This window comes from Desulfobacula phenolica (genome assembly GCF_900105645.1).
Classification (GTDB): Bacteria; Desulfobacterota; Desulfobacteria; order Desulfobacterales; family Desulfobacteraceae; genus Desulfobacula; species Desulfobacula toluolica.
Map to the genome: position 1 here is coordinate 146,991 of NZ_FNLL01000007.1, position 20,512 is coordinate 167,502.

At 41.9% G+C, this 20,512-nt stretch carries 13 protein-coding genes; 5 read left to right on the forward strand and 8 right to left on the reverse strand.

Annotated features, from left to right (window positions below):
- Window positions 1-535 precede the first annotated feature (535 nt).
- Window positions 536-1,087 carry a hypothetical protein gene (locus BLT94_RS13065; RefSeq protein ID WP_041279565.1) on the forward strand — a complete coding sequence of 184 codons (552 nt, stop codon included), beginning with the start codon at window positions 536-538 and terminating at the stop codon, window positions 1,085-1,087.
- A 186-nt stretch (window positions 1,088-1,273) separates the two neighbouring features.
- Window positions 1,274-3,964 (forward strand): SNF2-related protein, encoded by a 2,691-nt coding sequence (locus BLT94_RS13070; RefSeq protein ID WP_092234866.1) that lies wholly within the window; start codon window positions 1,274-1,276, stop codon window positions 3,962-3,964.
- Between the two features lie 26 nt (window positions 3,965-3,990).
- Here BLT94_RS13070 and BLT94_RS13075 read toward each other — a convergent pair whose 3' ends face one another.
- The 5 genes from BLT94_RS13075 to BLT94_RS13095 all read right to left on the reverse strand — a co-directional run bounded on the left by BLT94_RS13075 (window position 3,991) and on the right by BLT94_RS13095 (window position 10,262).
- Complete coding sequence (locus tag BLT94_RS13075) at window positions 3,991-4,839, reverse strand: thiamine pyrophosphate-dependent enzyme (protein ID WP_245743117.1); 849 nt, start codon at window positions 4,837-4,839, stop codon at window positions 3,991-3,993.
- Window positions 4,839-6,599 carry a 2-oxoacid:acceptor oxidoreductase subunit alpha gene (locus BLT94_RS13080; RefSeq protein ID WP_092234869.1) on the reverse strand — a complete coding sequence of 587 codons (1,761 nt, stop codon included), beginning with the start codon at window positions 6,597-6,599 and terminating at the stop codon, window positions 4,839-4,841. The genes BLT94_RS13075 and BLT94_RS13080 overlap by 1 nt, the downstream gene beginning before the upstream one ends.
- A gap of 30 nt (window positions 6,600-6,629) precedes the next feature.
- Window positions 6,630-7,661 (reverse strand): NAD(P)/FAD-dependent oxidoreductase, encoded by a 1,032-nt coding sequence (locus tag BLT94_RS13085; RefSeq protein ID WP_092234872.1) that lies wholly within the window; start codon window positions 7,659-7,661, stop codon window positions 6,630-6,632.
- Window positions 7,662-7,690: 29 nt separating this feature from the next.
- Window positions 7,691-9,472 (reverse strand): FAD-dependent oxidoreductase, encoded by a 1,782-nt coding sequence (locus BLT94_RS13090; protein ID WP_014958333.1) that lies wholly within the window; start codon window positions 9,470-9,472, stop codon window positions 7,691-7,693.
- A gap of 241 nt (window positions 9,473-9,713) precedes the next feature.
- Window positions 9,714-10,262 (reverse strand): hypothetical protein, encoded by a 549-nt coding sequence (locus BLT94_RS13095; protein WP_092234875.1) that lies wholly within the window; start codon window positions 10,260-10,262, stop codon window positions 9,714-9,716.
- Between the two features lie 414 nt (window positions 10,263-10,676).
- Here BLT94_RS13095 and BLT94_RS13100 point away from each other — a divergent pair, with 414 nt between their 5' ends.
- From BLT94_RS13100 to BLT94_RS13110, 3 genes are all read left to right on the forward strand, one after another.
- Window positions 10,677-11,534, forward strand: coding sequence for a YitT family protein (locus tag BLT94_RS13100; RefSeq protein ID WP_014958335.1), 858 nt, complete (start codon window positions 10,677-10,679; stop codon window positions 11,532-11,534).
- A gap of 635 nt (window positions 11,535-12,169) precedes the next feature.
- Entirely contained in the window at window positions 12,170-13,459 is a 1,290-nt protein-coding gene (locus BLT94_RS13105) for a PEP-CTERM sorting domain-containing protein (protein WP_092234878.1), read from the forward strand.
- A 160-nt stretch (window positions 13,460-13,619) separates the two neighbouring features.
- On the forward strand, window positions 13,620-15,713 hold the full coding sequence (locus tag BLT94_RS13110; RefSeq protein ID WP_092234881.1) for a tetratricopeptide repeat protein: 2,094 nt from the start codon (window positions 13,620-13,622) through the stop codon (window positions 15,711-15,713).
- A 48-nt stretch (window positions 15,714-15,761) separates the two neighbouring features.
- Here BLT94_RS13110 and BLT94_RS13115 read toward each other — a convergent pair whose 3' ends face one another.
- Genes BLT94_RS13115 through alaS form a run of 3 tightly spaced genes read right to left on the reverse strand, consistent with a single transcriptional unit; the run spans window position 15,762 to window position 20,487 of the window.
- Entirely contained in the window at window positions 15,762-16,808 is a 1,047-nt protein-coding gene (locus tag BLT94_RS13115; protein WP_092234884.1) for an ABC transporter permease, read from the reverse strand.
- Window positions 16,805-17,839 (reverse strand): ABC transporter permease subunit, encoded by a 1,035-nt coding sequence (locus BLT94_RS13120; protein WP_092234886.1) that lies wholly within the window; start codon window positions 17,837-17,839, stop codon window positions 16,805-16,807. Before BLT94_RS13120 ends, BLT94_RS13115 begins: the two co-directional genes overlap by 4 nt.
- Window positions 17,836-20,487: an alanine--tRNA ligase gene (gene alaS, locus BLT94_RS13125; protein WP_092234889.1), complete on the reverse strand. Its 2,652-nt coding sequence runs from the start codon at window positions 20,485-20,487 to the stop codon at window positions 17,836-17,838. Before alaS ends, BLT94_RS13120 begins: the two co-directional genes overlap by 4 nt.
- Window positions 20,488-20,512: the final 25 nt, after the last annotated feature.

The window sequence follows — 20,512 nt, forward strand, 5'->3', positions numbered from 1 at the left end:
TCCGGTTCGATAAGTCTGAACACCATATCCAGAAAAACAAGGATTGAAACACCCTCCATTTCTTTTTTTAAACATTCAACAGGCATGTCTGAACACCATATCCAGAAAAACAAGGATTGAAACTGTGACAATCAAAACGTCATATAGCTTGAAATCTCCTAAAACAGAAAAAAAGCATGAAAAAGAGCATAAAGATAAAATGCCTGCAAGCAGTTTGGGGTAACATTTATCTCATGAAAGTACTTGAAGTCAATACAATTCAAATGTGTTTGCTCCGGGCTCATTTTGATAAACCCTTGAATTCTATGCTCAGTCAGTGTACAATTTAAAGATTCGGTTTGGTGGTATGTTTGCATAAAAGGCAGCTTACCTGAAAAAATGCCAGGCTTTTTTAATATATTTAGAATCTTTGATCACTGCATTTTAGTGTTGAATGGGTTATATCAATTTCGTTTGTTGTTTGCCTGAAGCCGGAAGGATTTTTCATCTGCTAAGTGATTTAAGAGTGTATCAATTTTCAAGACAAGGAGAAAAGATGGACCCCAATAAATTTAGAGAATCCAGACAGGAAATCAATCGGTTATGCGAAAATATTAATGTATTAATTGAACAAAATGCGCTTGAAGCCTCAAAGGAAGGCTACCAGGAGGTAACCACCCAGCTGGATACACTGAAACCCCAGGCTGAAGGTGAAATCCAGAAGCGTTCCGTAAAAAATCTGAGTGTAAAAATTGGGGCTTTGGCAACCTATATTGACAAATTGAAACCCGAAAAAAAACGGGCAGCCGGAAAAAAAGGAACAAAAACCGCTATAATCTGGGATGAAGAACGTGTGGGTCAACTGTCAACTGCGTTTTTAAAAAAATTATTCGCCAATATGGGAAATGATTCAGATGCCAAGGTCTGTTTCGGAACCACAGGCAAGGGTATCAGACCCAGCTATCAGATTGAATTCAGCGATCAAAATATTATAGCTTTCAGCGGATCAGGCCACAGCCCCCAGGAAAAAACTCTTTCAAGTGCTGCAAAAAAACTATCCCAACCCTTTCCCCATGAGTTGATTGCTTCAATCCTGCGCGAAAAATGAAACAATAGATAAAACAACAGACAAAGTGCGGGGGAAAAGATCCCCCCACTGACCACTTTGCCTGTTTTTACAGTCCTGACATAATTTGTACATCCTGCGCAAAATCATATGTCAAACAAATTGACAATCCGCCCTGAATCATGCATAACATGATCCTTTTTAAAAACAGCTACAGAAGATTATCCAATGCATCAATTCATTACAGGCCAGAGATGGATCAGCCAGGCAGAACCTGAGCTGGGTTTAGGAACCCTTATTAAGGTTAATGACAGAACAATATCCATTAGGTTTGATTCAAGTGACTGCACCCGGCAATATTCACTCCAATCCGCACCGCTAAAGCGCGTTGTTTTTAAACCCGGAGATGAGATTCAATTCAAAGACAATACAAAACTGATCGTCCAAACTCTGTCGGAATCAGAAGGGCTAATCTATTATTCAGGAAAAGACACCATTGTTTGTGAAAAAGAGCTGTGTGATACGATTTCATTTTCCATGCCCCAGGACCGGCTTTTTGCCGGGATCACAGATTCCAGCAAACTGTTTGATTTGAGGTACAGGCTGTTAAAGGCCAAAGCTGACTATGACGCATCCATGGTAAAAGGGTTTCTGGGTGGCAAGGTGGAACTGATCCCCCACCAGTTTTTTATTGCAGACAAGGTAACCACACGGTATATTCCAAGGGTTTTGCTCTCCGATGAAACAGGCCTGGGTAAAACCATCGAAGCCTGCCTGATTCTCCATAAACTGCTCATAACCCACAGGGCGCAAAGGGTATTGATTGTTGTCCCGGAATCCCTGGTTCACCAATGGTTTATCGAATTGTACCGCAAATTCAATTTGTCTTTCATGATCTTTGATGCAGACTGGTGCGAAAGCCTTGAACAGGAAAGCTCAAGAACAAATCCTTTTTTGAACCGGCAACTGGGTATTGTCAGCATAAATTTTCTTAAAAACAAAAAACGCCAGACACAAATCATTGAGGCGGGTTGGGACATGGTTGTCATTGACGAGGCCCACCATATTACGGACGATAAAAAAACCTATGAATTTATTCAAACACTTGCCAGAACAACATTCGGTTTGATGCTGCTGACAGCCACACCGGAACAGATGGGAATTAAAAATCATTTTCTTCATCTTCAACTGCTTGATCCGGAACGGTATTTTGATTTTAACACCTACCTTGATGAAACCAGCCAGTATAAAAAAACCATCCATACGGTCACACAATTGATAAAAAAAAGGAAAAATACGGATCACATTCTTGATTCCTATGGTCCCGGCCGGATAATTTTTAGAAACAAAAGAGATGTGATCAAAGATTTCCCCAAACGCGTGGCCCATTTAAAACCCCTTGCGGCAACAATCTCTCAAATAAAGGCTGCAAACCGGGAATTTTTTGATACCAACGAGACCAAAGCTCATGTATTCTCGGATGACCCAAGAATATCCTGCCTGGTTGAATTGATCAAACAAAAAAAGAAGCTCCTGGTGATTTGCAGTTCTAAAGAGAAGGTAAACGCCATTGCAAAAGCTGTTGCAAACCATATTTTTGTTGATGTGGCCAAATTTGATGAAAACATGAGCCTTTTACAGCGGGACAGAAATGCTGCCTGGTTTTCCAGAAAAGACGGCGCAAGAATTCTTATCTGTTCTGAAATCGGCAGTGAGGGAAGAAATTTCCAGTTTGTGCATCACCTGTTCTTATTTGACCTGCCTCACAACCCGGAACTTTTAGAGCAGCGAATAGGAAGGGTTGACAGGATCGGCCAGAAAAGCGATATCCAAATTCATGTACCTTATATCCTTGGAAGTGTTTATGAAATCCTGGCACGATGGTATATGGACGGCTTGAACCTGTTTGCCCGAAACATCAACGGAAGTCATTTGATCTATGAAAAATTCAAAGCAAATCTTTTCGACCTTTTCAGCCGCTCGGCAGAATCAGCTGCTGTTAAAGCATTTGTATTGGAAAAATTGATTGAAGAAACAAAGGCCTATTGCATCAAAGTGGACAAAAAACTTGCCCATGGTAAAAACATCCTGCTTGAAATGAATTCATTTAAACCGGAATCTGCTAAAAAAATCATTGACCATATCACCCGGACAGAAAAAAACAATGCGTTTGACGATCTTTTGACCATGGTTCTGGATCATTATGGCATTGAAATTGATTTTATTGACAAAACCATCTTCAAACTGAATTCAACCACCATGACGGACGAAAAATTCCCGGCACTGACAAGCCTTTCCAATGCAATGACATTTAACAGAAAAACAGCCATTGCCAGGGATGATATTGATTTTTTCTCCTGGGATCACCCTTTTGTCCAACAGACCTTTGAATATTTTATCACCAATGATACAGGTTCTTGTGCAACAGCTCTTTTAAACGGGCAGCAAGGTCCGGGGATTTTACTGGAAACAATTTTCATACTGGAATGTATTGCTCCCGGAAATTTGAACATGGAAAGATATTTAATGCCCCATCCCATTCGCATTATTGTGGATCATGAAGGCCGTGACACCAGTTTGGACAATCAATTTACAAGTCTTTCAAGCAAACTGAAAAAGAATCAAAGCACCTGGTTCATGGACATGGAACAGGTAAAGCAGGTACTGATCCCTTCCATGATTGAAAAAAGTGTTTCAATTGCCGAAAATCATTGTGAAAAGATGATAAAAAAAGGACAAAACCGGATAAAAGATATCCTTGGCAAAGAGATTACCCGGCTTATGCAATTACAAAAAATAAATCCCGATATAAGAACAGCGGAAATCAAACTTGCCCGGAACCGTATGGCGTCTCTTTTAAAATACCTGGACACATCCCGGCTCAGGATGGATGCAGTAAGACTGATCCGCGTTCAATAGCCCGAAGATTTCGGGTTAATCATCACTTAATCATCACGGTTCAAGTGCCGCAGGATCTCCTGGTAATGGGGTCTTTGCTTGTCCTGGAAAAAGATCCCGCATCCATAAGGTTCATTTTCAGCAGCCCGCATGGCTGTCTCCATGTTCTTGTCATCAATGCGGATATTTAAATCACAAACATTTTCTTTCAGATTCTTCCAGGTCCTGTTTTCCTTGTCAAATGTCACGCAGGGGGTCAAAATCTGGATAAAACTGAATCCCTGGTGCAGGATACCCTCTTTTATGATCTCCTTGAGCCCCTGGGGATTGCCAGCATATCCTCTTGCCACAAAAGATGCGCCATAGGCCAGAGCAAGCTTGATGGGATTAAGCGGCGTATCCGGATTTCCAACAGGATGGGAACTGGTCCTCATTTCATAGGGGGTTGTTGAAGACGACTGGCCTTTGGTCAGCCCGTAAATGGAATTGTCAAACAACAAAAAGGTGATGTTAATATTTTTCCGTGCCACATGTGGCAGGTGACCGCCACCGATTCCCAATGCATCTCCATCTCCTGCAACAGCAAATACGGTCAGATCTTCCCTGGCAAGCTTCAATCCCGTTGCCACGGGTATGGACCTGCCATGAAGGGTATGAAACCCGTAGGAGTTAATAAAAATCGGGGTTCTCCCGGAACATCCTATACCACTGACAGTTACAATATCTTCTTGTTTCAATGCAAGTTCCCGGCAGGCCCTGTACAAGGCATCAACAATTCCGAAATACCCGCACCCCGGACACCAGGTCGGCAGATCCGGTGACCTGTATTGTAAAAAATCAACCTTTCTGACCATGTCTAATTTTTCATCCAAATATGCTGATCTGATCTGTTCCATTACATTTCCCTCATCTTTTGAAGAATATCCTCTGAAGCCATTGGACGGCCGGTAATAAAATTGAGTCTTTCAACAGGTCTTTTAATAATTTGAGTTGCAAACCCGGCAAACTGCCCTGAAAAATTCAATTCAGGTATGAGAATTTTTTTACATTTACCTGAAAATTCCAGCAATAGTTTTTCCGGAAACGGCGACAGCATCATGGAACTGAAAGCTGCGGCATTGATCCCTTCCTTTTGAGCAGACATGACCGCCTCGTGGGCAGCCCCGGCTGATGACCCCCAGGAGATCACTCCAATATCAAACTCATCCTTACCGTTTAGCGACATCTGGGGTTCAGGCGCTTCCGACAATACTGCATTGAATTTTTCAAACCGTTTTTGGGTCATCTTCAGGTGACCTGCCTGGCTGTAATCAGGCCTGCCATATTCATTGTGTTCAAGCCCGGTTGAAAAAAATATCCCTCCTGGCGTACCAGGAATTGCACGAGGTGAAATCCCGTTTTCAGTGATTTTGTACCTTTTATAGTCTTTAAGCGCCTCTTTATCCGGGGCAATATTTGCATCCAGGTATTTTTGAGACGGTTTTTGAGGCCTGTCAATATTCTTGATACTGTTGGACAGAAAAAAATCAAGCAGCACCACCACAAGGGTCTGATATTTTTCAGCAAAATACAGCGCCAGGACAGTGGCATCATAACAGGACTTTGTATCCGTGGGTGCAAGGACAATCCTCGGGCAATCCCCTGTCCCGCCTGATACGGCAATATTAAAATCACTCTGCTCAGTCTTTGTCGGCATTCCTGTAGACGGACCCGCCCTCTGAGAGTCAATAATAACAGCCGGCACTTCCGCCATAACCGACAATCCTGTAAACTCCGTCATCAGAGCAAACCCCGGCCCGGATGTGCCTGTCATGGCGCGTTTACCGCCAAACCCGGCACCAATGACAGCACCAATGGCACAAATCTCATCTTCCGTCTGCAGCAGGACACCCCCATGTTTTGGCAATTCTTTGCTCAAGATTTCCATAATTTTTGTGGCAGGAGTGATAGGATATCCCGCATAAAAACAGAGGTTGGCATCCAGCGCAGCCTGTGCCACCAGTTGATTGCCGTTGATAATGAGTTTTTCTTGTTGCTCTGGCAATCTTACATCTTCAAAAGAATAGGAATCAATTTTTTTAATATTCTCTTTTGTCCAGTCATATCCTTCCAGAAAAGAATTCACATTGGAATCAATCACAACCTGTTTCTTTTTTCCATAACGCGTTTTAATGGAATCGGTAAACCGGTCTTTATCCACACAAAAAAGGGCGGCAAGCGCCCCAAGAGCAACCATATTCATTCCCCTGGCATTTCCGGCTGCTTTATTGGCCAGCATATTCAAGGGAATACCATAGGAAACAATGCCGGGTTTTGCCCACCCCACCACACTCGTATCTTCCTCATGGGGTCTGGGCGGCTGGCTGTCAAATATCAAAACACCGGTTTGCTTTAACGAAGGCAGCTGGGATATGGAATGTTTGTCATTTAAGGAAATCAAAACATCGGCAAACTTTCCCGGAGAATAAATAGGGTCGGAACTGATCCGTGTATGTGCCACACATTTTCCAAACCCTCTGATTTCAGCAGGATACGAATCAAAAGACATGATCTCAAATCCCTGACCGCTCATAAACCTGCTCAATATTTCCCCGGCGGAAATGGTTCCTTCTCCTGCACTGCCGCAGATCTCAATAACTATATTAATATCTTTCATGAATTTATGATCCTTGTTTGCGCATTATCGTTATAGCTCATCATCAATATCTTCCCACCAGGTGGTCTTGATTTTTACGCCTTCCAAATCAAAATATTTTCTGCCTGTAGATTCGACAACCTTATGATCACCCAGAAGGTTCAAGGCTGCGGTCTCTCCCTGGGCCACGGCATTGGGCCATCCAATGGAGACGGTATAGCTTTGAATGTCCCGGTTGTAAATCTGGGCACATGATCCGCATGCATAAATACCGTCAATATTTGTCCTTAAATATTCATCCACAAGAATACCGTGATCCGTATCAATCCCAGATCCTTTTGCAAAATCGATATTGGGGCTCAAACCGTTAAACGAGAACACCATATCAACATTTTTTTCAATCCCCTTTTGCGTCTTTACCCGGTATGATCCGTTTTGAGCATCAATTGTTGATATATCATCTTTCACAATAATATCTGAGGTATATTTTGAAAGGCTTCCAACGATCTGCTTCAGCATGGCATCGTTTAAATTATAAGGCCAGAATGCATTGGGATAGATCAGGACGGTTACGGTTTTTCCCATGTCAGTCAACATTCTTAAAAATTTAAACCCCACAAGATCACCGCCGAAAACAAAAAAATCCTTTGCTTTTTGAATTTTTTCTTTGTACTCAATCACGTCCGCATATGAGGTGACAAATTTCAAATGATCTGAATAACGGGACATGGACGGCAGAACCCTTGCCCGGCTTCCCGATGCAATGATGAGCCTGGAATAGCTGATTTTTTCCATGTGCTGCAAAAAAAGAGTTTTTGAATCCGGATCAATTCTTTCCACTGCCTGCCCACACCGAAGCCTGATATTTTTTTTCCGATAGGATTCCAGGGATGTTACCATGAGTTCTTCTTTGTTGATCTCACCGGCAATAAACCGGGTCAGCTTTGGTTTATAATAAAAAGCAATACACTCATCGGAAATAATTGTGATTCTGGCATCTTTATTATTTTCACGCAAAATTGCGGCAGCATGATTTCCTGCAGGTCCGTTTCCAATGATCACATAATGGTCTTTGAAAGGCATGATTTTCCCCCAAACTTAGGTATCAATTTTTATGTATCAATTTCAATGAGTTCAGTCTTTGTCACACTGATGCAATCCATGGGGCAGACAGCCACGCAATTGCCGCACCGGATACATTTATCATTGTCAATGGCTATGGAGACAACCTTGTTCCAATCCTTTGTTTCCAGGTATGTGCCATAAGTGCCATCGGCATTGATCGGTACATCTTTGATCATTTTAATACAGTCTTTGGGTGCCACATCAATGCATAACGAACAATAGATACAGACCAGCGGATCAATCTCATATTTCAAATTGCAAAGATAACATCTTTTGGCTTCTTCACGGGCCTGATCATCCTTGTAACCTGTTTCCACCTCATTGGTGGATTGGGAAAATCTTTCTTGCATATCAAGGGTATTCATCCCGACCTTGCCGATAAAATCATATGATCTCGGCCTGTCTGTTGTTTCATGGTTCTCAAGCCTGACCACGGTCTGCTTTCTTTGTTCACCAATCAAATATTGATCAACAGCTCTTGCACATTTCCTGCCGCCTGCAATGGCGGAAATGACATCAGAAGAGCCGGTCACAAAATCGCCTGCTGCAAAGACTCCATCAATTGATGTGTTATGCCCCTTTTTATCCAGCCCGCCCAAATCGCGGGAAACCATATTCCCATCCGGGGTCTGACCCAATGCTGCAATAACACAATCTGCAGGAATTAAAAACCGGGAATTTTCTATGGGAACAGAAACTCGATAAGGCGGGGTATCGCTTGTTTCCATGCGGGTTCGCACAAATTCAACGGCAGTGACCTTATTATCGATCCCTATAATTTTTGAGGGCTGGACAAGGCTGTAGGTCTTAATGCCTTCAAACTGTGCTTCATGTTTTTCAGTCTCATCAATCCGCATATATTCAATGGTTTTACGGATATTAATGCTGACATCGGTGCTGCCAAGCCGAAGGGCGGATCTTGCACAATCAACAGCGGTAAACCCGGCTCCGATAACCACCACCTTGTCTCCCACAAAGGGTGTTTGCCCTTCATTGACCGCTTTCATAAACTCAAGCCCGTTGTGAACATTTTCAAGTTCTTCACCCGGAATATCAAGTTTTCTCGGACTTACACATCCTGTTGTCACCACAACGGCATCAAAATCTTTTTTCAACTGATCCAAGGAGATATCAGTGCCGACAGCCGTATTTGTTTTTAATTCAACTCCCAGCCTGAGGATATTTTTGATTTCAAGCATGAGCAGATCCCGTGGCAGCCTGAATTCTGGAATCCCGTACATCAGCATACCACCTGGTTTTTCCATGCTTTCAAAGATCACCACCTTATGCCCCAGACCGGCAAGATCATGAGCGGCTGCCAGTCCTGCCGGACCAGAGCCGATAATGACAACTTTTTTATCTGTGGGTGCATAAAGCGCCTCAATAATCCTATGGGAGGCAGGTTTTAAGTCGGCACAGGATCGTTTTAAATGACAAATCCCCACACTTTGACCATTATCCGGTTCGCCATGGCGACAGGCTGATTCACAAGGCCTTGAGCAGATCCTTCCCAAAACACCAGGCAGGATATTGGCACTGCGGTTTATTTCATAGGCCCGGCCATATCGTTTTTCATAAATGCACCGGATATAGCCCGGAATATTTGTTTGGGCAGGACAGGCATCCTGACAGGGAATGCTCTTGGCGACCTGACCAAAATCCCTGACATCGGTTGAGTAAACAATCTGTTTTACAGACTGGGCGGAATAAATCTTATTTTTATCCTGAAAGAGTTTTTCTTCTTTGGAATAAAGATCTTTTTTTTTCAATATTTACCCCCTAATTCATAATAGCTAAAAATTGGGATTAGAACAGCATGGCTTTATCATAATTAAGCAACATTAAAAAATTGATCTTTCACCATAAAAATTGGGTATCAAAATTAATGACTGACAGGCAATCGCAAAAAAAAAAAAACGATACACGTTCAATTTAATGGAGAAACGAAAAAGAGTGTACCGTTTTCTACAAAGTCTGTCAAAAAAATTTTACCGATCCAAACACGTTGATTTATGCTGTAAAGGAACGGCTGAAAAGATCTTCAATCGCTTTTTCACCTTCTTTGGAAAGATTTCTGGTTCCTGTACCACAAAAAGTTTTATGTGAAATCACAGGTTCATCCGCTACCCATTCATCCCCTTTCCATGTGTACCACCCATTTTTTCCCTGATCAAAAACACTGACAGGTCTGTTAAAAAATTTGGCAAGTTCAACCCCCCAGCCGGTTCCGCCTTTAACTGTTTTATCAGATTGAATCCAACCGACTGCAACCACCTGATACCCTTTGTTAACCATATGAAAGATAACCTGAAAAACTTTTCTGATCTTATCCGCCCGTGAATATCGCCTTCCCATTCGCGCAGAAACGATTTCCATGCTGATATTGCCTTTTTTCAGTTCCTCTTCGCTCAGCAGTGTAATGTTTTTATCCCGCGAGGGCCTGTGACCTTCAAATGAAAAATTAATTTCATTGATGCCATATTTTTCCGCGCATCTACCAAAAGTTTCTTCTGCACCTTTCAGTCCGCCACTGTAGATACTGCATTCGTTATTGTTCATTTTATGATTTCTCCTCATTTTAACGTTCTGTTAACATAAATTTAGATTTTCCTTACAAACTGCTACGGGCAGACCTGGTCTTTGGCTCAAATTCACCCACAACAAAACAGGAAAGTCACTGTTTGGATTTTTGAAGACTTTCATATAAAAAATATTTTGTCTTCCCGTGTTGTAACACGGCAACAATTGAACCTCATCTTAAATACAAGCTTTTGTCTCAAAGAAATATTTTACGGTTTACCGGATGCAAGCTCTGTTTTTTTTGAACAGGCGAAAGTAAATAAGCGAATTTGAAAATTTATGCAAGTGTTTTTTTAAAAAGAATAAAACCAGGTTGTCTGACCCCAAAAAAAACATTGCTTTTTCATCCATTTAATAATAATAGAAGCATTTTCAAAAAATTAGGACAATCACATGAAATTACAAAACTTAACCTATTTGATCCCCTGGAATCTTTTTTTAATCACACTGGGAAGTATTATCTTTGGTATCGGACTCAAAGCCGTTGTGATTCCAAATCAAATGATTACCGGCGGATTTTCAGGTGCAGGAATTTTACTTTTTTATTACACCAATTTTTTAACACCCGGCACCTGGTATTTGATTTTAAATATCCCTGTATTTATTCTTGGATGGCTGTTTATCAGCAGGCGATTTTTATTGTACAGTCTCTACGGAACAATTGTACTGACCCTTGTCATTGATTTAATCCAGATTGAGTTTCCCATCAAGGATCTTGTGCTTGCCGTATTAGCGGGCGGAACGCTAACCGGCGCAGGTTCCGGCATTATCTTTCGCTCTCTTGGATCTGCTGGCGGCAACGATATTATCTCCGTTATTTTAAACCAGAAATATGCCGTCCGTATCGGGACATACAATTTTGTTTTTAATTTTGTTTTATTCCTTTTTTCCTTTGGTAAAATGGATACAAATCTGATTTTATACTCCATGGCCATGAGTTATATATCCTCCCAGGTGATTGAATATTTCATGACCCTGTTTAACCAGAGAAAAATGATTTTTATTGTTTCAAACAATCCCAGACAAATCTCACATGAAATAATGAACAAACTCAAACGGGGAGTAACTTTTATAAAAGGAGAAGGAGCCCACTCCGGACTGGAAAAAGATATCATCCTGACGGTTGTCAATACGTTCCAGATCAAACGAATTGAAGAGATTGCCTTTGCAATTGATCCGGATGCGTTCTTGATTACGGAAAACACCTTTAATGTTCTTGGAAAAGGATTTTCCAAACGTAAGGTTTATTAATAAGGAATAAAACAAAGCTTATTACAATTTGTGAGCCATCTACCAGGTATTAGTTGTGATAAGACTCTTCGAATTTAACGTTTACGGACGCAATTGCCTATAAGTACCAGAGCATAAATAATTCCAAAAAATATAAAAGACACCAAATCATCTAAAAAAATATCGGATTAATTTTGGCCTGGTACTTATTCAGACTATTATTACGCTAAACCCTGTTCGCTTTATTTAATACGTCTATGTAAAAATTTTACTATTTTTATGTATTTTTTTTCACATTAAACCAGGTTGCCCATCACACCACACCCATAAAATCGAAGATAGCCAACGATATCAAGTTTTTATAATAATACGATTTATTGGCGCGTAAATTGCTTATATTTTATATAAACTGCTGCTTTTCTGCCTGCATCCCTCTATTATGTTTCCACCAGATCCTCCTCATATTCGAAATCAAATTTTTATCTGTTGCAATTAAATAGTTCTGTACTTTTTTTAATAAAAATTTTTTATGAATTATTTTTCATGACGAAAGGAGGTGAATAAAACTTTATGAGGCAATGTTACAAGGATATTGATTTCATAATATCCATCTCACAAACTTAAATTATATTTATATACTGAAAAAAGGAAGAAATATGAAAAAATTTTTATTAATACTTTTAGTTACTTTGCTGCTGCCATCCATTTTAATGGCAGCAACAGAAGCTGAAAAAAGGACGGCTATCGACAATGGTTTAGCCTATCTCGCTACAACCCAAAACGCCAATGGTTCATTCGACGGTGGAGGATTAGACTATTTGATATCCCAGACCGGATCAGCTCTTCTTGCCTTTTTGGAGGAAAAAGACAACTGGGGCACAAATGCAGCCGCATATCAGACGGTAGTGGACAAAGGCCTGAGCTATCTTCTGGAAAATGCCAATGTGGTTGGTATCACTCCACAAACGCACGGTAATCCGGACGGTGACGGCAACGGAGTGGGTGTAAAGTTTTATCCGGGTGTAACTAATAGTCGTGACACCTATGTCACAGGGCTCGTGCTTCCGGCCATCGCCTCTTCCGGGACGCCGGATGCACTGGTAACAACAGGACCATTGGCCGGCAGGACCGACGGAACCGGTGCAGGCGGTGCATGGACATATAAAGACGTGGTACAGAACACCATTGACTACTTTTCCTTTGGTCAAACTGAAAACGCCGGCACTATGGATGGAGGATGGAGATACTATGCCAATTATGGCAACTCCGATCAATCCACCACCCAGTGGCCGGTTATATCATCTCTATACGCTTCCAAGATGGGCGTCTCCACCCCCGGCTTCGTGGGAACCGAACTGGACAAATGGATCAACAATATCCAGTATCCTGATGGAGGAGCTGGATATTATCCTACCAATTACGGCACCCGCTATGGCGAGATGAACGAGACCGGCGCACTGCTCATCGAACAGGCTTTCCGGGGTTTGGGTGTTGGCAATGCAAATGTTGATGCAGCGTTAGCTTACATCAACAGTGGTTGGCTATGGTCATTAGGCTCAGGCGGCAGCTATGACGGGAATTTTGGACATCCATATGCCATGTGGGCCATTTACAAAGGCCTTGATTTGACCATCGGCCGTGATGACATGACCACCATCACCAATCTCCATGGCGATCCAGGCGATGTGGACAACCCGTCCCACGGGTGGAACTGGTGGGAAGATTATTGCGAAAGCCTTGTTAGCAGCCAAGCCGCTAATGGTAGTTGGGCAGGCTATTCCTCTTGGGGGACGGGTCTGGCGACCCCTTGGTTCATCAATATCCTTGCAGGCACTACAATTCCAGGTGGCAATGGGGAAAATATAATCCCAGAACCTGCAACCATGCTCCTTTTTGGACTTGGACTGCTGGGAATAGCCGGAATTTCAAGAAGAAAAAAGAACTAACTTTATCCGATTATTCACACAGGGAAAGCAGGCGATTTTCTGCCTGCTTTCCCTGTAGTTCCTGTTGTATCGATTTTTATTAATATTATAAAAAGCTCAACTCCAGATAACATAGGTTCTAAATAGCTGCTATCACTCACCATCTTTGAAAGGAATTAAAATGTTTCTGATAAGAAAAAAAACTTTTTTCATCTTAATTGTATTAATCTTTTATTCAGTTCCATGTTCGGGTGTCCAAATAGTTAATGACAGCATTGTTCAACCTGATTCATTCTCAACAGATGATTTTTCAACCCTGGAACCATATATTGATTCCAACACCCTTGCCATTACGATTGCCGTTGAACGGCTTAGGCAGGGACGGCTTAAACAAGCATTTGAGTATGCCCAAGCCACCCTTTCCCAAAACCCTGAAAACATTTCCGGTCATGGGATTGCCGGGGTTGTTCTTGCACTTAAAGGGCAGAAAGAACAGGCCCGAAAAAAATTAAAGTTTTTTAAAAATCATAAGCAGGAAATCTTTTTTCCTGAATTGATCAACGCCATTATAAATGCCCAGGAAGGGAATCTTAAAAAAGCAGAAAAACACCTGGCAGCCAGTTTGAAAAAGCAGCCTGAGCATCCGGTTGCCTTATATTACAAGGGCAGCCTGTTTCTTACAAAAAAACAGTATAAATCCGCTATCACAATATTTGAAAAGGTTATCCGATTTCAGCCTGAATTTGTTCCTGCCCTGGCAGGACTTGGCAGGGCTTTTCTGATGCTAAAAGACGTTGAACAGGCAATAGTATATTATGAAAAAGCTGTTACGCTTGAGCCTGAAAATTTGCTCTATCGAAGGCAGCTTCTAACCATTTATCAGGAAACCGACAAAAAAGAGCTTGCCAACAAACAGATCAGGGAGATGCTCTATTACACGCCCGGTGTCAAGCAGGGATATCTTAAAAAAGGCAGACAGCTTTTGGTTATGGGTGCTTATGAAGAGACTGCAACCCTTATGGATAAAATTTTAAATATTTACAAAGATGTCCCGCTTGCCTTTTACATAAAGGCTGCTGCTCACAGCAACCTGAACCAAACCGAGGAAGCGGTTAACAACATTAACAACTTCCTTGACGCCCAACAAAACTCAGCCATGACACACCATTATGCAGGCATGTGTTACATGGTACTCAAACAGTACAAAAAAGCCGAAGACCAATTTATAAAAGCGATATCTATAAATCCTAATATGGGAAAAAGCTTTGTGCCCATGATAATTATCGAGCAGCTTAACGGCAATTTCATAAGGGCTTTAGAAGGATTAAGCCTGGCAGAAAAAGGCGGAGAACCCGCTAATCTTATTGATTTTCTTTCTGCCCATATTTTTTTACAGCGAAAAAACGATCCAGCCTTTTTCCAGAAAATGGAAACCGGGGTCAAACTGATCCCAGGGCTGAGACAGAGCAACACTCTATCACTGCCGAATAATAAAAATAGAGATTTTTTTGCAGAAAATCGAAACTTGATGGTACTTTTTTTCTATAACGGCTGGTATGGTAAAACATTAAAAACAAGTCAGGCCCTGCTTAAAAAAAACCCACAGGATCGATTTGCCCTTTATTACAAGGCCTTATGCGAAACTGTACAAAATACAAACATGGATGGTATCAGTTCATTTAATGCATTGCTTAAATTGGAAAAAAACCTATATTCAGCGCATATGGGGCTTGGGCAACTTTATTTAAAAACATTTGACCTGAAAAATGCTGAGAATGCCTTTAAAAAAGTTATTGATATCAATCCATCCTATGGCCCTGCTTATGCTGCTCTGGGAGATACTTTCCAAATGGATGACAACAATGAAAAAGCCATAGAAAATTATCAAAAAGCCATAGAAATAAATCCACAAATCTTGAGTGTCTATCCAAAGCTAATCATCCTCTTGTCAGAAAAAAAAGAAACTATATCTCAAGCAGCACGATATTCTGAAAAACTTAAAACATTTTCTCCAAAAGATCCGTATTCAATAGATGCAATCGGTTGGATCAGCCTGAATCTTAAAAAAACAAAAAAAGGATTTGAACTGATTCAAAAAGCCCACAAGTTATTGCCTAATGATCCAATAATCCTTTATCATCTTGGGATTGCATATTATCAGTCAAAAAATTTAAAGGCCGCTGAAAAATATTTACAAGCTTCAATTGAACGTTCAAATAACTTTCCAGGATACAATCTTGCCATGAACGTTCTGAAAAAAATAAAGTCAGATTAAAAGAATTTTTATATTCGAATATTTAGTATTGGCCCGGATCAAAAACAACTATTCATAAAAGGTGTGCAGTTTCGGGTCAAAGGCCTCTCTTATGCCTTCACCGATAAAGGTGACGGTCATCAGGGTGACCACAAGGGCAGCCACCACAGAAGAGACAATCCACCATGCATCCATGTTCTGCCAGCCCTGAGAAAGCAATTCCCCCCAGGAAGGTGTAGGAGCCGGCAGGCCGAATCCCAGGTAATCCAGGGATGTTAAAGAGACGATCCCCCCTGAAATGGCAAAAGGCGCATAGGTCACTATAACGGATATGGTATTGGGGATGATATGCTTGAATATGATTCTGGCGTGGGATGCTCCAAGGGAACGGACAGCCAGGATATATTCTTTTTCTTTTTCTTTATATGTAATTGTTCTCATGACCCAGGTAATGCCGATCCACCCGAAAAAGGCCATGATCAAAATCAATATCATAAAACTGGGGATCACAACCGAAGCAATGATGATGATCACATATAAAAACGGAATATTATTCCAGATTTCAATTATCCGCTGAAAAATCAAATCAAATTTACCACCGAAATACCCCATGGAACAGCCAATGGTAATGCCGATTGTATAGTTCATGATCAAAAGAACAACAGAAAAAACAATGGCCGTCCGAAATCCGTATACCAGCCGTGCCAGGATATCCCTGCCCACATTGTCGGTCCCAAAAAAATGCCGTTCCTTAAATGAGGGGGCAAACGGCGGATAAGAGTTTTGCTTAAGATCATTCTCATACGGGTTATAGGGAACCGGGGGCAGGATCACAAAATCAGATGATGCCTGAGCTTGACACTTTTTTTTAAGATCCCGGTAATTGGTTTCATACTCATATCCCAAATCAAATTCAGACCCAGGGATCATTTGTGTATAGGTTGGAAAATAAAATCTGCCGTCATAATAGACCAGCAATGCCTTTGAGTTGATAAACACCTCGGCAAAAAAAGAGATGAACATCATGACCAGAAGAATAACAAATGACCAGAATCCCCTTTTAATGGATCGAAACCGCTTGATCTTTTTGATGGTAACAGGATTCAAGGATATCATTTAAACCTCACCCGGGGATCAACAAAGGCAACACAAATATCGGATAAAATATTGCCGATCATGAACAAGACAGAAGAGATCACAAGAATTCCCATGACCACAGGATAATCCCGGTCAAGAATGGATTCATATCCTAAAAGCCCCATCCCATTGATATTAAAAACTTTTTCAATTAAAAATGATCCCATTAAAATAATGGAGATATTGTTACCAAAGCTTGTGGCTATGGGGATCAGGCTGTTTTGCAGGGCATGGTTGAGTACGGCTTTTTTAAAAGAAAGTCCCTTGGCTATGGAGGTCCTGACATAATCGGACGACAAAGAGTCCATCAGTGTGTTTTTCATCAAAAGCGTCATCACGGTAAAAGAACCGATAACATAAGAAAAAAGCGGAAGAATGGTATGCCAGGCAATATCAATTATTTTTTCAATTGGACTCATCTCCTCAAACAGTTCGGACACAAGCCCGCCCAAAGGGAAGACATCATAATTGGATGCAAACAGAACCAGCATGAGTACGCCTGCCACCCAGCCGGGAATTGCATACCCCATGAAAATAATGATGGACGTGATGTTATCAAAACCGGTTTTATGGCGTACGGCCTTTGCCATGCCAAGTGGGATGCAGACCCCGTAAATCATAATCAAACTTAAAATACCAAAATAAAGGGAGATGGGAATGCGTTCTTTGATCATGTCCCAGACCGGGTCATAATATCGGGTGGACCTGCCAAGATCCCCTCTCAACACCTTTGCAAGCCATATAAAATAACTGGTTAAAACGGGTTTATCAAACCCGTAATACTCTTTTAACTTTTGAATCTGTTCTTCGGAAAGAGGCTGTCCATTTCCAGGCCCGGATGTTGCGGATGCAGATGATCCGCCCTGGCCCGTCTGCATGGCCCTTGCATCGGAAATGATCCGTTCAATGGGACCGCCCGGCACAAAACGGGTGATGGTAAAAACCATGATGGTGATACCGATAAAGGTCGGTATCACCAGCAACAATCGCCTTATAAAATATGCGGTCATGACATTGTTTGATAAACCGATTCCAGTGCCTTGTCCAGGTTTTCAGGTTTTGTGCCGCCGGCCTGGGCCATATCTGGCCTGCCCCCGCCTCCGCCACCGACTATTTTTGCAGCTGTTTTTACAATATCACCGGCTTTGAACTTTTTTGTCAAATCGTTTGTGACAACACTTATCAACAAGGCTTTTCCATTGGATTGGGCACCCAGAAGAATGACTCCGGAGCCTATTTTGTTCTTGAATTTATCTGCCAGGTCCCTTAACTGGGAAGGATTTTCAATTTCCACCCGCTTTGAAATCACTTTGACCCCGTTGATTTCCCGGATGGCATCATCCATATTTTCAACAGACTTTGATGCCATTTTTGCTTTCAAGGATTCCAGTTCTTTTTCAAGGTTTTTCTTATCCTTGACCAGAGCCTCAACCTTTGAAACCAAATCCTCTTTGGCACCTTTTAACAGACCGGCTGCCGATTCAATAAGGCCTTGCTCTTTATGAATATAATCCAGCGCTGTCTGACCTGTTGCAGCCTCGATTCTTCTTACACCAGATGCGATTCCGCCTTCGGACAAAATTTTAAACAGCCCGATATCACCGGATTGTTTTGTATGGGTTCCCCCGCAAAGCTCCCGGGAAAAATCACCCTGAGACACGACCCGTACAACATCTCCGTATTTTTCTTCAAACAATGCAGTGGCACCTTCTTTAACCGCATCATCCATGTTCATCTCTTTGGTTTGAACGGGACAATTTTCACGAATCCTTTGATTGACCTCATTTTCAATGGCCAAAAGGTCTTGTGTGGAAATAGATGAAAAATGGGTAAAATCAAATCTTAACCGGGTATCTGTTACAAGTGAACCCGACTGTTTGACATGTTCTCCCAGAACCTTTCTCAAGGCGGAATGCAGGATATGGGTGGCTGTATGATTCGCCGCAGTGTTCTGTCTTTTCACGGCGTCCACGGTAAGGCTGAATAGATCCCCTTTTTTTGCCGAACCTTTTTTGACCATCCCTTTGTGGATAAAAAGCCCGCTGGGATCTTTGACCGTATCCGTAATCCTGATGACACAATTTTCATTTTCAAATATTCCGGCATCACCTGCCTGTCCGCCTGATTCCGCATAAAAAACAGTGGAAGCGGTTACAATTTCTATGGAATCACCCGGCGTTGCCGCCTCAATCTCTTTATCGTCTTTTACAAGGATAAGAACTTCGGATGTTCCAACAATCTTGTCATAACCTTGAAAATCGGTTTTCACTCCTTGTGATGTCAAAGCTTTATAGGCATCGCCAACCCCTGTGAACTTTTTAGTGGACCTGGATCTTGCCTTTTGTTCTGCCATTGCCCGGTCAAACCCATCCATATCAAGATTGATCTGCATATCCTTGACATGATCTTCAATAATATCAACGGGAAATCCAAAGGTATCATAAAGTTTAAAAATCACTTCCCCGGAGATGGTGGAATGATTGTTTGATTTCATGTCATCTGATTTAATATCACCTGATTTTATGTCCTCCAGGGTGGCTTCCAGCAATTTCATGCCGGTATCAAGGGTTTCAAGAAATTTTTCTTCTTCATTTTTCACCACGTTCAAGATAAATGCAGAAGACTCTTTCAGTTCTGGATAGGCCTGGTCCATAATTTTAAAAACCGTCTGTACGGTCTCGTGCATGAAAGGCTTGACAAGCCCGATACTCCTTCCGTACCGGATGGCCCGCCTCATGATTCGGCGCAGCACATATCCCCGGCCTTCATTGGAGGGCAGCACCCCGTCACTGATCAAAAACGCGGTGGCCCGGGAATGATCGGCAATAACTTTCATGGCCACTTCAACCTGGTCTGATTCATGCCGTTTTTTATTGGAAAGTTCCCCGACTTTTTCCATGATGGGAACAAACAAATCCGTGTCATAATTTGTTGGAACCCCCTGAAGAACGGAAATTACCCGTTCCAGTCCCAGGCCAGTATCAATACTTGGTTTGGGCAATGGGGTCATATTGCCCTGTTCATCTCGTTCAAACTGCATGAAGACAAGGTTCCACAACTCAAGCCATCGATCACAGTCACACCCCACGGCACACTCTTTAGCACCACACCCGAATGCCTCTCCCCTGTCAATATGAATTTCACTGCAAGGCCCGCAAGGCCCGGTATCTCCCATGCTCCAGAAATTATCCGCTTCCCCAAGCCTTACGATTCTTTCTTCTGATACGCCCACCTGGTCCCGCCAGATGTCATAGGCTTCATCATCTTCATGAAACACGGAAACCCATAGTTTTTCTTTGTCAAACCCATACCCTTTGGTGAGCAGGTCCCAACCGAAAGCAATGGCTTTTTCCTTAAAATAATCACCAAAAGAAAAATTGCCCAGCATTTCAAAAAAGGTATGATGCCTTGCCGTATACCCAACGTTTTCAAGATCATTATGCTTGCCACCGGCCCTGACACATTTCTGGGCGGTTACCGCAGTTGAATATTCCCTTTTTTCATCTCCCGTGAACACGCGTTTGAACTGAACCATTCCGGCATTCACAAATAAAAGGGTGGGATCATCCTGTGGCACAAGAGAGGAAGACCTTACATATTGATGATTGTGTTTTTTAAAATAATCTATAAAAATCTTTCTGGCATCATTGCCTGTCATGTTACAACTCCTAATTCACTGATAT